This is a genomic window from candidate division KSB1 bacterium (genome assembly GCA_034521575.1).
Lineage (GTDB): Bacteria > Zhuqueibacterota > Zhuqueibacteria > Residuimicrobiales > Krinioviventaceae > JAXHMJ01.
In genome coordinates this window covers 839,349-854,974 of the sequence record JAXHMJ010000005.1, presented here as the reverse complement: position 1 = coordinate 854,974, position 15,626 = coordinate 839,349, and the positions used below count along the sequence as shown (strand labels likewise).

The 15,626-nt window shown below is 48.2% G+C and carries 13 protein-coding genes; 7 read left to right on the top strand and 6 right to left on the bottom strand.

The features are described 5' to 3' along the window. Positions 1-180: 180 nt before the first annotated feature. The 6 genes from U5R06_16735 to U5R06_16710 form a co-directional block, all read right to left on the bottom strand. On the bottom strand, positions 181-1,434 hold the full coding sequence (locus U5R06_16735) for a porin (GenBank protein ID MDZ7724398.1): 1,254 nt from the start codon (positions 1,432-1,434) through the stop codon (positions 181-183). A 46-nt stretch (positions 1,435-1,480) separates the two neighbouring features. Further along, a complete protein-coding gene (locus U5R06_16730; GenBank protein ID MDZ7724397.1) occupies positions 1,481-2,002 on the bottom strand; it encodes a YceI family protein in 522 nt (173 codons plus the stop codon). A gap of 186 nt (positions 2,003-2,188) precedes the next feature. Next, positions 2,189-2,812, bottom strand: a complete 624-nt coding sequence (locus U5R06_16725) for a YceI family protein (GenBank protein MDZ7724396.1) — start codon at positions 2,810-2,812, stop codon at positions 2,189-2,191. 278 nt (positions 2,813-3,090) lie between these two features. Next, positions 3,091-4,443, bottom strand: coding sequence for a sigma-54 dependent transcriptional regulator (locus U5R06_16720; protein MDZ7724395.1), 1,353 nt, complete (start codon positions 4,441-4,443; stop codon positions 3,091-3,093). A gap of 6 nt (positions 4,444-4,449) precedes the next feature. Further along, entirely contained in the window at positions 4,450-5,949 is a 1,500-nt protein-coding gene (locus U5R06_16715; protein ID MDZ7724394.1) for an ATP-binding protein, read from the bottom strand. A gap of 1 nt (position 5,950) precedes the next feature. After that, entirely contained in the window at positions 5,951-7,171 is a 1,221-nt protein-coding gene (locus U5R06_16710; GenBank protein MDZ7724393.1) for a PAS domain S-box protein, read from the bottom strand. A gap of 382 nt (positions 7,172-7,553) precedes the next feature. Between U5R06_16710 and U5R06_16705 the strand changes: the two genes are divergently transcribed. The 7 genes from U5R06_16705 (at position 7,554) to U5R06_16675 (ending at position 15,296) form a co-directional block, all read left to right on the top strand. Beyond that, on the top strand, positions 7,554-7,880 hold the full coding sequence (locus U5R06_16705; GenBank protein ID MDZ7724392.1) for a TOBE-like domain-containing protein: 327 nt from the start codon (positions 7,554-7,556) through the stop codon (positions 7,878-7,880). 274 nt (positions 7,881-8,154) lie between these two features. Next, positions 8,155-8,805, top strand: coding sequence for a hypothetical protein (locus U5R06_16700; GenBank protein MDZ7724391.1), 651 nt, complete (start codon positions 8,155-8,157; stop codon positions 8,803-8,805). A 28-nt stretch (positions 8,806-8,833) separates the two neighbouring features. Next, positions 8,834-10,198 (top strand): Gfo/Idh/MocA family oxidoreductase, encoded by a 1,365-nt coding sequence (locus U5R06_16695; GenBank protein MDZ7724390.1) that lies wholly within the window; start codon positions 8,834-8,836, stop codon positions 10,196-10,198. Between the two features lie 188 nt (positions 10,199-10,386). Beyond that, positions 10,387-11,256, top strand: a complete 870-nt coding sequence (locus U5R06_16690) for a D-glucuronyl C5-epimerase family protein (protein MDZ7724389.1) — start codon at positions 10,387-10,389, stop codon at positions 11,254-11,256. Next, entirely contained in the window at positions 11,253-12,506 is a 1,254-nt protein-coding gene (locus U5R06_16685) for a glycosyltransferase family 4 protein (GenBank protein ID MDZ7724388.1), read from the top strand. The genes U5R06_16690 and U5R06_16685 overlap by 4 nt, the downstream gene beginning before the upstream one ends. Before the next feature lie 73 nt (positions 12,507-12,579). Then, positions 12,580-14,640 (top strand): M23 family metallopeptidase, encoded by a 2,061-nt coding sequence (locus U5R06_16680; protein MDZ7724387.1) that lies wholly within the window; start codon positions 12,580-12,582, stop codon positions 14,638-14,640. Next, complete coding sequence (locus U5R06_16675) at positions 14,637-15,296, top strand: rhomboid family intramembrane serine protease (protein ID MDZ7724386.1); 660 nt, start codon at positions 14,637-14,639, stop codon at positions 15,294-15,296. The genes U5R06_16680 and U5R06_16675 overlap by 4 nt, the downstream gene beginning before the upstream one ends. Positions 15,297-15,626: the final 330 nt, after the last annotated feature.

The following is a 15,626-nucleotide window of genomic DNA, read 5'->3' as shown; positions in this document are numbered from 1 at the left end:
GGCACCGAGTCGCAGAGGGAAGAGAAAAAAACCGGAATATTTATCAGGTTTGTCGCGGGGGGCAAAATTGAGGAGATTGCCCCACGGAACTGTTGTAGAGTTGACAAAAATTATTTTTAAAAAAAAACGGGACAAACATCCATCGATATTTGTCCCGTTGAGAGAATAACGCGAATGATTTTAGAATGCAAACTGCAAAATCATGCGTCCGGTGATTGCGGTGTTGCGTTCAACCGGTAAATAAGTCTGACCGGTCTGGTAAATTAGGTTGTAATATCCAAGGCCTTCTTCTTTGGCCAGCGGTGCGTTGAGCATGATCGGCAGGTCCATTTTCAATTTCAGGTTTTCATTGAAATGGCAGGTGACGGCCGGTGCAAATATTTGCACGCCTTTGTTATCCAGAAATGCAATCTCTTCATCCGGTGTGAACATGCTGAATCGGGCGCCCAGCTGAAGCCAGTCATTGACCATCAGTCCGGCTCTTGCGGTGGCGGCGGACATACTGGTGCTGCCCGCATCCCCTTCATAGGTGCCGTAATTGAATTCAGCGCCCAGAGACAGCAGGCTGCCGCTTGCTTTTTTCTGTACGGCAACATCAGCGCCAAACTGGGTCAGGGTTTCGCCGTATTCGCCGGAAAGATAAGGGTTCCAGCCGGAAAGGATATAGGAACTTTCATGTTGACGCATGCTCAATACAGACCCGTGTCCCACATTGGTGTCCTTGACATACAGGGCATTGGCGTAAACCGCCACCCCCTCTTTTTCGGGATAAAACTCTTTAACTTCCAGGGGGTTCGAATCCAGGGTATTGTATCCCAGTCTCAGAACTGTCATGGGGAACCCCATTTTTACCGGAATATAGCGGACACGTTGATTGATACCGCCGCCGGTCAGCAATGCAAAGGCAGCGAACTTGTTGTCCTTGCTGCCGTGCAGCATCACACCCGTGTCTCTGCCCACATTCAAGGCTCTGTGGTTGATGGACCGGTTGGTAAACTGCAGATCAGCGCCTTCCGTGAGATTTTCACGACTGTAGGGCACTTTGAACTGACCGGCTCGCAGTGCCAGGTTCTCCGTCAGGCTGAATTCACCCCAGGCGTCCATGAGCAGCGCTGTGATCGGCTGCGAGGCGGCATCACCCCGATTGGGTCGGTTGATGAGGTTGTCCGCTTCGCCGCCCAGCATGACTTCCAGTTCATAATTCATATTGTTATATCGCCCGTCTAGTCGTAGTCGGGTGTCCCGAACAAATAAAAGGATTCTGGGATAATCACTGATTTCATCAGGAATCAGTTCCATGACGCCGTAAGACTGGATCCGGCCGCCCAGATTCAGTTCAGTGTCTTTATTATTCAGAATCTCCGCTGATTGGATCGGTAAAGCGGTTACTATGACTAGAGTAATGAAGAGGCCAAGATTTAGAATATATTTCATTGAATGTCTCCTTGATTGTGTTTGATTGATTTATACAATATTTGATTTAAAATCTGTTGATGTCCTGTTCAAGCAATCCCCATTGCAGATACGCAGGTAATTTGTCGCACGGCAACCTGGATGCAAGGGATTCACCGGACTGCAGACCGGCAATGAGATTAAATTCCACTGTTAATTTATCGCGTGTCTGGACCAAGCCGAACAGAGCCTCGGGCGGTTCGATATCATAATCGCTCATATAAATCTCTTTGTCACCCTGCAAGCGATATAATTCTTTGCCTGCCCGGCTCACTTTGACCTGGAACGATATAAGATTCTCAACACCGGCCACCTGGAGATACCCATACACTGTGAACAACGCTTCGTTTGTATCCAGGTAACGAAAGTCGACAGCTTTCAGGTTGAATTCGATATTGGGATGCCGTTCCGATTTGAGCGCCTGGTACATATCCTGGTTCATCCGGTTATTACCCGATTTGAATGATTTGACATCGACGATGAAAAAACCGTTTACTGCATCCTCAATCGGTTTATCGTATCGAGTCGATCGCGGCTGATGTTGTATCAATGCAGCCTCGGCCGTCAACAGTTTCCGAACGAAATGTAAACCTGTTGATGTTTGACTTGCCCTTGAATTTGATTTCACTCGCCGGGTGGATTTTATACATTTTTTTCGATTGGGAATGCACCTGCTGCACCGGTGTAAACACTGCATATAACAACATGATGATGAGTATGTCAAGCTGTGCAATTTTCATCGCTGTGTGAGTTCCTCATGGTCGCTTTTACGAACAAATGTCATGTTGAATGAAATGTCGATTTCATCTCCTACCTTGAGCGTGCCCAGAAAAAAGGAGGGGCGTTTGATATCAAAGTCGGATAACAGTAAAAGATAGCTTCCGCTCACCTTCAGGGTGTCTGCATTCTCAAGACCCGTAATTTCCACCGGCATACTGATGTCGCGGGTTTCGCCTTTAATGGTCAGTGCGCCATGGATATCAGCGTTGATTATCTCCTCTTTTTGCGCCTCCCGGGAGAGTTTAATCGTATCCAGTGCAAAATTTATCTCCGGCCATTTGTCCGGTTCCAGGGTTTTGTACATATTTTTTGTCAGGCCGTCATTCTCGTTTTTGATTTTTTTAACCGGAATGGTTACCTGGCCCTTTTGAGTTTCACCCGATTTTCCATCGAGCAGCGAGGTTGAAACCACGACAGTTGCATCAATTTTATTGGCGTGACAGGTAAAATCATGCAGTGTGGACGTGCCGTCAAACCATAATTCGCTGCTATCAATGGCGCGGTATTTGATATTCTGCGCAGTCACAATGGTTTGCAGTGCAGCAAACAAAACAAACGATAATATCAGTATTCGTTTCATATATAAGCTCCATTATGTTAAATTAAGCCGATATCACTCTTTTGTTCACACTATACGCAATGCTTGTGCCAGAACATGAAAAACGAGGCTACTGAAAATAAGTGGGTTTTTAAGATATTGTAATTAAACAGGTAAGGAGTGATTGGAGGTGTGCCTGTATCAGGTGCTCATTGAATCTGACCCTGCTTTAAAACATGCAAATCAACGAAAAATCGTTGACAGGGACGATTTTTCGCTGTTTTTGGATGCATTCAAAACGGGGAGCCGGTACGGCTGTGTCAGGGTTTAATACCGAGTTTGCTGATTTTTGAGCGCAGTGTGGTGGCGGGCAGCTTTAAAAGCTGGGCTGCTTTTGCCATGTTTCCGTCAGTTTGATTCAACGCCTCCTGAATGAGCTGACTTTCGTAGATCTGCAGCATGTCCTCCAACGAGTTATTGCCGATTTGTGGATCAGGTGATGGTTGGTAGACTTCAACAGGCAGACTGGATGCTTTGATCTCGCCGTTTTCAGCGAGCAGCAGCAGGCGTTCGACGATATTTTTCAGTTCCCGCACGTTGCCGGGCCAGTTGTAATTTATCAAGGTCTGCATAACTGTATCCGAGATATTGATCTGCTCTCTCGGATATTTCTGGTTGATGAAATAATCAATGAGAACCGGGATGTCTTTTTTGCGTTCGCGCAGCGGTTTCAGATGAATGGGAAACACATTCAGGCGGTAATACAGGTCTTCACGAAATTTGCCTTGATTGATCAATTCTCTCAGATCTGCTTTGGTGGAACTGATTACCCGCACATTTACCTCAATGGCGTTGCCGCCGCCGACGCGTTCAAATTTCCGCTCTTGCAGCACTCTCAAAAGTTTGACCTGCAGATCGAGAGGAATGTCATCAATGTCATCCAGATACAGCGTGCCGCCGTCCGCGAGTTCAAACCGGCCCTGACGCGCAGCAGTTGCGCCGGTAAAGGCGCCTTTTTCATGACCAAAGAGTTCGCTCTCGAAAATATCACGGGAAAGAACCGCGCAATTAACCGGTATAAACGGCTTGTTCCGGCGCAGACTGTTTTCGTGAATGGTTTGCGTCAATAATTCTTTACCGGTACCGGTTTCACCTGTGATCAGAATCGTGGAATCGGTTTCGGCCACTTTTTCAACCAGTTTCATCGTGTCGCGAATGGCCTGGCTTTCGCCCATCAATACATCGCCTTTGGTCGTTTCCAGTTTGGCGCGCAGCTGCTGATTTTCCTCTCTGACGCTTTTCAGCTCTTCAATTCGTGAAATCAGCAGTAACAATTCATCCGTTTGAAACGGTTTGTTCAAATATTCATAAGCACCCTTTTTCATGGCATCGACCGCTGAATCGATGGAGCCATAGGCTGTCATCATAATAACAATTGTATCCGGCCGCAGCTGTTTTGATTTTTCAAGGAGCTCAATACCGTCCATGTCCGGCATTTTGATATCCGTCAGCAGGACATCGAATTTCATGACTTTGAGTCGATCCAGAGCCTGAGCTGCGTTGTCAAAGGATTCTACTGTATAGCCGGATTCGGATAATTCATCGGTTAAGGAAATGCGGAGTATCTTTTCATCATCCACAAGCATAATTTTCAAATCTTTTTTCTTTGCCATAACCCATCAGCCTTTTGCTTTGTCAAATTTCAGAAAAAATGTTGTACCGTTGCCGGGTTCACTGGCGTAATGAATGGAGCCGTTATGTGAATGCACAATATTATACACCACATACAGTCCCAGTCCGGTTCCTTTCCCTGTATCTTTGGTGGTGTAAAACGGATCAAACATTTTATCTGCTTGGGCACGGCTCATTCCTATACCTGTATCCATAAATTGAATCTCCACCTGCTGTTGTTTTTCTGACGCTTTGATGGTAATGATCCGGTCGCGTTCCGGATTGTGTTGCGCCTGTTCTTCGATAGCGTCAACTCCGTTTAACAGCAGATTGACAAACACCTGCTCCAGTTCATTCCGGTTCGCCATAATATCCGGAATGTCCGAGGGGATGTCTTTGATGACGCTGATGCGGGACTTTTCAAGTCGATAGGCCACCAGCAACAGAGCTTTTTCTATGGGCGCTCCGGGACTGACGGGTTCCTGTACGGACTGCGGTGATCGCGAATAATCGAGCAGACGCCCGACTACTTTTTCTGTCTTGTTTGCCGCATCTTTGATCAGATCGATGTATTCTGCATTTTTTTCTGTATCTTCCGGGTGCATCTTGATGCGGTGAATGCAGTTTTTTATTCCCGCGACCGGATTGTTGATTTCGTGGGCAATTCCGGCGGAGAGTACCCCGATAGAAGCGAGTTTTTCCGTTTGAACAAAGCGTGCATAGGTTTTTTCCAGATCCGTATATGCTGTTTTGAGCCGGTCGATCATTTGATTGATCTTGTTGGTCAGAATATCCAGTTCGTCATCGATTTGAACGAGCAGAGGCAGATGTGGTAAAAAGCGAGCTTTGGATATTTTGGGAATATTGCTGTTTTTCAGGTTTTGAAAGGTAAAATGATCCGTAATTTGTGCAATCGAACTCACGCGTTTGGTGATAATGAATGAAAAGAACAGGGCGCCGATGATTCCGATGAGCAAAAAGATGACAATCATAAAAATCAGAGGGTGCAGAATAGACCATACCTGGGACCGGATGCTGGCGCGGAACAATCCCACCCGAACCAGACCATCCGGAATGTCCGGGATGGGTACAGCAATATCGAGGATGATCGTGTTTCGAATATCGGGAGATCGTATGATCTTTAATTGTTTCGCGCCGTTTTTTAACTGATTGGCGCGGAGCATTTCCGGTGAGACAGAACTGGGAAGCGTTTCAATGACCGGCTGATTCTCGCCCGGTATGACCATGCTGTATGCCACGGAAGAATCGATCTGCTTGATCTGGTTCATAATCTCAAGCAAATGATCAATATCTTTTTGGGGTAGAGATAAAGAGGCTTCCAAAGCCACGGCTTTAGCGTAAAATTGGAGCCTTTTTTCAGTCTCTTCTTTAATGCCCCGGCCGGCGTACATCTGGATCAAATACAGATTGACTGCCCCAAACAGGGAGACCACCAGAATGATTGAGATGGCAAATTTCCAGAACAATGGCAGATAAATACGTTTCATTCTAATCCCGGTTGTGTCGGTTAAGCTGTTCGTGCAGATTTTCTATTTCCTGGAACGCCTGCTTGCGGTCTGTGATATCCAGGGTGTATTCAATCATTTGGATCAGCTTGCCGTCTTTGTCAAATATGGGGTACGCATGTACTTCTACCTCCCGTTTGCGCCCCTCTTTGTCATAATGAATATGTTCTGTGATCATGGGTTCATGAGTCTTGAGCATTGTGTTGAGCGGGCAGACATGAGTTTCCGATTTACAGGGTTCGGAAAGATTGTGAGTCAGAGCGTAACAGGGGATCCGGCCCATTTCACGTATGCCTCTGGCTGCTGAATTCGCCAGCTTGACCGTGTAATCATGGACATCGATCACAAAAAACGGGTGATCCAGGGCTTCGATCACAGACTGCAGAAAGCGGTTCTGTTCACGGATGGTCTCTTCAGCGGCTTTTTGACTGGAGATGTCTGCGTTGAATATAGCCAGACGTGAAACCCCTCCCTTGAGATCAAAAATCGGATAAATGGTAATGTCATAAAACGTGTCACCACTTTTTTCCTGATACCGGATTTTCCGTTTTTCCTGAATGGCTGTTTTGATCTTTTGATACTGATCGGTTAGACGGAAAAATTCGAAATCGTAAATGCTTTTATGAGTCAATGCGTCAAGGCTGTCACCAAGCGCATGGACCGCCGCTTCATTTAAAGAGAGGAGAGCCCCTTTGGCGTCAATTAGATATACCGGATCTTCTGAAGCATTGAGCATCGCTCTTGCCGTTTTTTCACTGGCGATCAATTCCCGTTCTCTGGTTTTTCGTTCAGTAATATCGCGCTGGATACATAAAAATCCGGTTATATCACCTTTGCCATTCAAAATGGGGTTGGCTGAACTCTGTACATCAATGAGTCGGCCGGATTTTGTTTGGTTGACAATTTCGCCTTCCACCACATTCTTCTGCAGAATGTGTTCCCAGAATTTGTGATAGTTTTCTTCTTCCATGACACCGCTTTTTAAAATGCGGGGTGTTTGTTTGCCGAGAATGTGTTGCGGTTGAAAGCCATAAACGCGTGTGAATTCCGGGTTGACATAGGTAAATATTCCTTCCCGGTCCGTGATGAATATGATTTCTCCTGAGGTGTCGACTGCTTTTTTCAATTTTTCATAATCTTCGAGATGGCGTTTAGATATTGCTCGCGTGATGGCAGCGGTGAGACCCAGGAGAACAGCCGTCAAAAGCAATCTCGACACTGCATGTGATACAGAACGCCCTGCAAGCAGTGATTCAAAAAATGACAGATTTGGATGCGTCATGGCTGTTAATATGGTAAAAATCAGCCAAATTGTAACTGTCAGAGCGCTGTAAAATAGGATCTCTCGATTTTTCATGATTTGATCGGATTGTGAGCTTGCTGTTTATTGTTTTAAAAGTAGGACAGAAAAATGTTCAACCTTAATATAAACTTTTTATTTGAATTGTCGAGGAAAAACTGTTTGTTTTGAAAATTATAAAGATCTCCCCAAATTGTCAATATAATTCATTTTATATTTGCTGGATTGTTTTAAAAAATCACAAAACAGCCAGGAAGAACAAAAGAGAATACTGAATATTATTTTTTTGATTGCCTTTACGCCCTTTGTGTTTACGTTTCTGGGAAACGTCAATCTTTTTCACGGTCGTATTGAAAACGGCAAACTCTGTATCGGTGATCACAGCATAGACGCGCCGGAGGGTTTGTGTCATTCAGCGCGCGGAGAGGTATACATTCGTCCTCACCAGCTTGATGTGGCGGAACATCCGGTCTCGACCGGCCATTTCCGCGCCCGGGTATCCAGGATTAATGCGGCGGGGCCTGTGGTCAAACTTGAATTGACCAGCGAATGGAATGAGCCGGTTCATGTCGAATTGAGTCAGGAACGCTACAAGTCTGCAGCTGAGAACTGAACAGGAGGTGTATGTCTTTCCCAGGCAGAGTATCCAAACAGTCTGTGGATAAAGTGACAGATTTGAGTGGCAACTTTTTTATGATTTATTCATTTTGATGCTTATACTTTTTGGATTTTTGCTTTTTATTTTTTATTATCTGGTTACCTGTGTATCACTCAAAGGATTAAGGCCGTTTGATCGCTGTTATCAAGACACAGATTAGAGTTTCAGGAGGGATTGATCACATAAACAAATGAGCGGCCCGCTGCAATCGCGCCCAAAAGGAGAGAATATGCGTTTGATCTCGGGTTTTTTCCTTGTTTTAATTTTGTTATGCAGTATTTTTGCGCGTGATATCTCGTCTTTTTTGAATTTGATCGATAACGGTCTCTGCAGTCATATCGATCCGTCGTACGGCGGCTGGGGCGGTCGTTATGAGCTTTACCAGAGTTATGCAGAAATTCGTCCCATTTATACCAATGCCCGCGATACCTATACCGCGGAAAACGGCATTACGTCCACCTCCGCACAGGCGACGATCTGGCGTTGGCGCCGGGCGTATCAACATGATTTTGCTGCGCGAATGGATTGGTGTGTCACGTCGAACTATGATCAGGCCAACCATAATCCAAACGCTGTACTGAACGGCGACGGCGGGACAGATGTGCTTCGCCTTGAGGCGGTGAGCGGACAGAGCGTAAGACTGACTGCTCGGGGTTCATTCGATCCGGATCAGGACGATATAGACATCAGATGGTTTGTCTATCCGGAAGCCGGAACGGTAGACGTGCAATTGACCGACGATACCGGATTTGAGACCTCTTTTGTCGCACCGGATCCGGAAGTCGAGGATGCTGAGGTGCATGTGATTCTGCAAATCAAAGATTATGGGGAACCGAATTTATACAGTTATCGGAGGGCTATTGTAACCATCAGAGAATAAAACACATTGTAAACGGAAGGAGCTTGATGTGAAGTCTCGGAAAAATCAAAGCGTAGACGGACTCGATCGACGTACATTTGTCAAAAGCGCAGCTGCTGCAGCCGCGTTCACCATTGTGCCCAGTCATGTTCTGGGAAAAGACAAGACACCCCCTAGCGATAAAATGAATATTGCCGCTGTGGGGGTAGGCGGCATGGGTGAAAGCAATCTTGAAGAAATGGAAACGGAAAATATTGTTGCCCTCTGTGATGTGGACTGGGAGTATTCCGCTGAGGTGTTTGAAAAATATCCGGATGCTGCGCGCTACAAAGATTATCGGGAAATGCTGGACAAAGAAAAAGACATTGACGGGGTGGTCGTAGCAACGCCGGATCATACGCATGCGATTGTGACTCTCGCGGCCATGGACCTGGACAAGCATGTGTATACGCAAAAACCATTGACACGCACCGTCTCCGAAGCCCGGGCCCTGACCAAAGCAGCCAAAACCAAACAGCTTGTCACCCAGATGGGCAATCAGGCGCATTCAGGAGAGCATATCCGTCTGATTATCGAATGGATTAACGACGGCGCCATCGGGCCCGTGCGCGAGGTGCATGCCTGGACCAACCGGCCGGTCTGGCCGCAGGGTATACTCAAACGCCCGGAACCCATGCCTGTGCCGGACACGTTGAGCTGGGATTTATGGCTGGGACCGGCGCCGTTTCGCGAATACAACGACATTTATCTGCCGTTCAACTGGCGCGGCTGGCAGGATTTCGGCTGCGGCGCACTGGGGGATATGGGCTGTCACGTGATCGATCTGGCGCACACGGCGCTCAGACTGGGCTATCCCGAGCGTGTCACCGCCAGCAAAACCACACAGATGGATCCGGATGACCGCTGGAAAAAAGCCGAGAACACTGAGACCTTTCCGCATGGATCGCTGGTCACCTTTGAATTCCCGCAGCGCGGCGAATTACCTCCCGTGACATTGACTTGGTACGACGGTGGACTTCAGCCGCCGCGTCCGCAGGAACTCGAAGACGGACGGGAGATGCCGGATACCGGATTGCTGTTTATCGGTGACAAGGGTGTTTTGATGACCGGTGATGAAATGACCCGTCTGATCCCGGAGACGTTTATGCGCTCTTATGATCTGCCTGAAAAAACCATTCCTCGTATTGAGGTAAGTCATGAGCAAAATTGGATCCAGTGCTGCAAAGAACTGAAAACCGCGAGCTCGCATTTCGTTTATGCCGGACCCCTGACGGAAACGGTCCTGTTGGGGAATGTGGCTCTGGCCTTTCCGTACGAGAGTCTGGAATATGACTGGAAAAGCATGCAGTTCACCAACAAGCCGGAAGCCTCTGAGTGGATAAATCATGATTATCGGGAAGGCTGGTCACTGTAACGAAAAATCTGTGAATGATGCGGCTGCTGCCGTATACACTGATCTAAAGGTATTTGTACACAAGCAAAAGGCTGTCTAGTCCCGTGTACAAATACCTTTTCTATTACAAATAAATTCAGGTTTTGTTTTTCCTTTAAAACTATTATCTTGCTGTTATGCAATATTTTATATAAAAATACAGGACATGTATGACACCCATTCCTATAACCTATTATATCGATTGGTCCGGCCTGGAATCGTTTGACTATGATTTTGATCGCGATGGCGTACCGCGTGTCGATTACGGTGGTTCCATCGGACTACGATATTCACCCATCACAGTCGCTCAGTACGGTTTGTACTGCATGGGGGAGTGGGAGCATCATGACGATATTCAAAAACGCGATCATGCGTTGAACTGCTGCCGCTGGCTGTATGACAATGCGCAGGACGGCGAATATGACAGCAAAGTGTGGCCGTTCGATTTTGATCTGCCGTTTTACGGGCCTGAAGCTCCCTGGATATCCGCCATGGCCCAGGGTGAAGCCGTATCCCTGTTGCTGCGCGGCGCGGTCATTGCAAACCGAAACGACTATGAATCGCTTTGCTCCCGGGCGCTCATTCCGTTTCAGTTTCCGGTTTCCAATCACGGTGTGGTCGAACGATTATCGAACGGCTCACCGGTGTTCCAAGAATATCCCACGCATCCGCCGTCACATGTGCTGAACGGTCATATTTTTGCGCTATTGGGATTATATGATTACGCACTTTATTTTGATGACAAAAATATTATGGCGCTGACGCAAAAGGGTGTAAATACGCTGAAATTTCACTGGCATCGCTGGGATACGGGTCACTGGACACGTTACGATCTGCATCCCACACGCCGACTGGCTTCAGGCATGTACCATGAACTGCATGTCCGGCAATTCAGGGTGTTGGCAGCGTTGTTTGAAGACAAGGTCCTTGTTGATGTAGCACGGCGCTGGCGCGGGATGCAGAAAAATCCCTGGTATCGTCTGCGATGGTACGGGAGTAAAATCCGGGAAAAAATACGACTGCGCGGATATTCGCAATGAAAAAACTGTTGATGATTTCCTATTATTTCCCGCCGCTGGGGATGGGCGGCACACAGCGGCCTGCCAAGTTTGCCAAGTATTTGCATGAATTCGGCTGGCAGCCTACGGTGTTGACGGTCAAGCCGGTGGCCTATTTCGCTCAGGATCAAAGCCTTTTGAATGAACTGGCGCATGTGCGCATTATCCGCACCGAGTCCTGGGACCCACAGCGGCTTTTGGCGCGTTTGGGCCGCCAGCGCGATGCCGCTGCCGGACAATCGGCCGGAGGCGGCATCGGGAGGTGGATCAATGAAAAATTGCTGCCGTTTGTGCTGCAGCCGGACAGCAAACGGTTGTGGCTGGCGCATGCCTGCCGGACCGCCCGTAAGCTGCTGCGCTCGGAATCTTTTGATGCCGTATATACCACGTCACCTCCGCATTCTGTACAGCTGTTGGGACTCGAACTGAAAAAACGCTTTGAAATACCCTGGATTGCCGATTTCCGCGATGCCTGGGCCGGCGGCGTGGTGGTGCATGAACCCACAAAATATCAATATCAGCATAATCTGCGTCTGCAAAAACAGGTTCTGAATGCCGCGGATGCTGTCTTGTCCGTTACACCCGGACTTGCACGCGATTTGCAGCCGCTGGCCGGGGATACGCCGGTGCAATTATTAACCAATGGATTCGATCCGGAGGATTATCCTGAGTCCCGGCGTTCTGATGACCGGTTTGTGCTCTGTCATTGCGGTTCTATTACAAAGTTCAGTCATCCTGATGTGGTGCTGCATGCGTGTGCGCTGATGAAAGAGAAATACCCGGATGGGTCTAAAACGTTCCGGCTGCAGTTTGTCGGGTATGACGCTCTGGGTGATCTGGAAAAGCGTGTTGAACGATACGGTATTCATGATATGGTTGATATCGTCGGCTATCAACCACATACCAAAGCCCTGGAATATCTGGTTTCCGCCGATGCGTTGTTGTTAATCGCACAGGGTCGAAAACAGGACCGGTTCATTCCCGGCAAAGTGTTTGAATATATCGGTGCTCAAAAACCGATCCTTGCCGTATGCAATGTGGATGATACGCGCAATCTGCTGCGGCAGAGCAAAACGGCTGTTGTTGTGCAGCCGCAAGCCCCTGATGTTGCAGAGGCCATGCAGAGCCTGATGCGGGATAAAGGCTCTATTCAAGCAGAACCGGATTTTGCACGACAATACGAACGGCGGGAACAGACCCGGAAACTGACACAGATTCTGGAAAGGTTATAAGCGGTTTATGAAACGATTGGCGCTTTTGGTTATACTTTTTGGGGCGAGTTCAATTGCAATGGCTCAGGATTCCTTGACATACATTTGGCCTACGGATGCCAGCCGCGTGTTGACATCATCCTTTGCCGAATCCCGGGGCGGACGCTTTCATGCAGGCATTGATATCAAAACCTGGGGCCGGGTCGGATACAAGATTGTTGCCATACGCGACGGCACGATTTCCCGTATCAATGTATCGCCGTTCGGTTACGGCAAGGCCATTTATTTGACGCTGGATACCGGCGAACACGTGGTGTATGCGCATTTGAATCAATTCCGTAAAGACATCGAAGACTGGGTTTGGAAAGAACAGCAGAGCCGCGGCCGATACGGTGTAAAACTGTATCCCGAAAAGTCGCAATTTCCGGTCAAACAGGGAAATGTGCTGGGAACCACCGGACAAACCGGCATCGGGTATCCGCATCTGCATTTTGAAATACGCGATGCATCGCATCATCCGATCAATCCGCATAGACTGGGTTACCGCGTTCAGGACAGCAAAGCCCCGTTTATTACCAAAGTTTTAATCAAGCCGCTGAACGCATTCGCCAGTGTTGAGCGCGATGTACAGCCGCAAATTTATTATCCGGTGCATCTGGGAAATCACCAGTACCAGCTCACTGATACGGTGCAGGTGCACGGGTGTATTGCCTTTGCTGTGTCTGCGTTTGATCAGATGGAAGGATATTCTCACAAGTTTGGAACTTTTATCAATGAACTGTACATTGATGATTCCCTGCGGTTCCGCGCCCGCTATGACAAATTCAGCTATTCCGCAAATCATTATTTCAAACTCGACCGCGATTACCGTCAGTTGGTGCGCGGACACGGCTATTTTTACAATCTGTATCGAGAAACTAATAACATTCTGCCGTTTTATGATAAAGCGCCGGAATACACCGGTGTGCTGAATGTCGCGCCAGATCAGCAACCGTGCCGTTTGCACGCCGGATCTTCCAATGGGGTCATGGATGTGGATCAACCCTGCCGGTTCGATATCCGGGTACAGGATTATTGGGGCAATACCGCATCCGTTACCGGTTTCCTTGCGCCGGCCGCAGATACGCTGTTTGCTGCGCCTGTACCGCCGGAAAATGACCTGGATACGATTGAAGCGCTGGTGATTGATGATATTGCAGCCGATTCGGCGGGGCTGGACAGGTTGTTACTGCCACCGTTTGACGTTGAAATCGATTATTTTGATTATCATGCGCGCCTTCAATTGAGTTTGAACAGCACTTGGCCTTATCATCCGATTGTACTCGGAGAACTGCCGGAAGGGCGCATTGCCCAATCGCCTCTGATTCACAGCGACAGTGTCTGGATCGGCGCGTGGCCGCTTGATCCGGAACAGCAGGGGCCGATCCGGTTAAAGCTCCTGGCCCGAAATTATATTGCACCGGATATTATTCAGAATATCACATTACCGGTGCATACGGTGAATCCCGGCGAGCAGCGCATACTGGTCAATGCCGACAGCACCTGTACTCTGGTGTTTTCGCCTTATTCTCTGTTCAAAACGATGCATGTGCGTTTTGATACAACTCTGCCGGACAGCAGCAATACGAAACTCATCGGGACTGTGCATGATCTGGAACCGCGTGACGTACCCATGGAAAAAGGCGCTACCTTGCGCCTAACTTGCCCTGATTCCGTTCCAAATCGACAACAACTGGCTCTGTTCTCTAAATTTAAACAGCATTATTCCTTTATTGGAAATTCTTATGATCCGGTTTCCCAAACCTTTTCCGGACAGATCAGCAGCTTGGGCTCTTATTGCATTGCCCGCGATGCCGAACCGCCGGTGGTGTGGGCGCTGCAGCCGGTGAATGGAGATACGCTGACAGATGTCAAGCCTGTTTTGTCTGTGCGCTTTAAAGACGAAATGTCCGGGGTGTCCGGCGAAGACAATCGGCAGCTGATTCTGGACGGGAAGCCGCTCATTGCGGTCTATGATCCGGAAGCGGAAATCCTGCGGTATCAACCGCGCCGGCTGCTGACACCGGGGCGTCATATTTTAAAAGCGCGTATTAGGGACCGGTGCGGGAATATCACGCAGCAATCCAGTGTATTTGTTATCAAAGAGGATCTATGATACCGCTCAAAGACGACAATCCCGTCTCCATCACGCCATTTGTGACCTATGCCCTGATCATCATCAATGTGATCATTTTTTTGAATCAGTTGACCCTGGATTCACGCGCCTATCAGGAGTTCGTCTATACCTATGGAGCGGTTCCGCTGCAGTTGATACACGGTCAGAACCTGCATTCGATCTTTACGTCCATGTTTCTGCACGGCGGATTCGGGCATCTGTTGGGCAATATGTTGTTCTTGTGGATATTTGCCGATAATATAGAGTATCTGACCGGACACGGTCGGTTTATTGTGTTTTATATACTTTGCGGACTCGCCGCGTTTTTGACGCATTTTATCATGGCGCCCACCTCGCAGGTGCCGATGATCGGCGCCTCCGGCGCTATATCCGGAGTGCTGGGCGCTTATGCCATCCGGTTTCCGCGCGCCCGCGTGCATGTGCTGTGGATTTTCTTTTTCATCATCTCGGTCGACCGAATTCCGGCTGCGATTGTACTGGGATTGTGGTTTTTACTACAGATTTTGAGCGCTATGGGGGCATCCGCGTCCAGCGCCGGCGTGGCCTGGTATGCGCATATCGGGGGATTTGTCGCCGGTATCCTGTTAATCGGATTTTTCCAGAAACGCCGGGTGACGGTGTATTTCCGACGCTGAGGCTTTTAAAGCATCAGCGATACTGCTTTGTAGACGGGTGCAGGGTTTTTGTCGAACAGCTTGCCTGCTGTGCGATGAATGAAAGGGGCATGAGTTGGCCTTGTTTTGCGTCTTTTTTCAAAATTGTGCCGCTGTCTCTCGTCACACAAGCGGGAATTGTACGATGCGGCCGGTCAGAGGATCGCGTCGGGGCTCTACCTCTGGCTTGTGATGGCCTCGAGGTTGCGACTATCAGAGGGTAGAGCCCTCTGTAAAAAAAATAGCAAAATTAAATTTAAATTTGACTGGGAAGGTGGAATATCCACATTAAGGTCTAAATATACTTTTGTT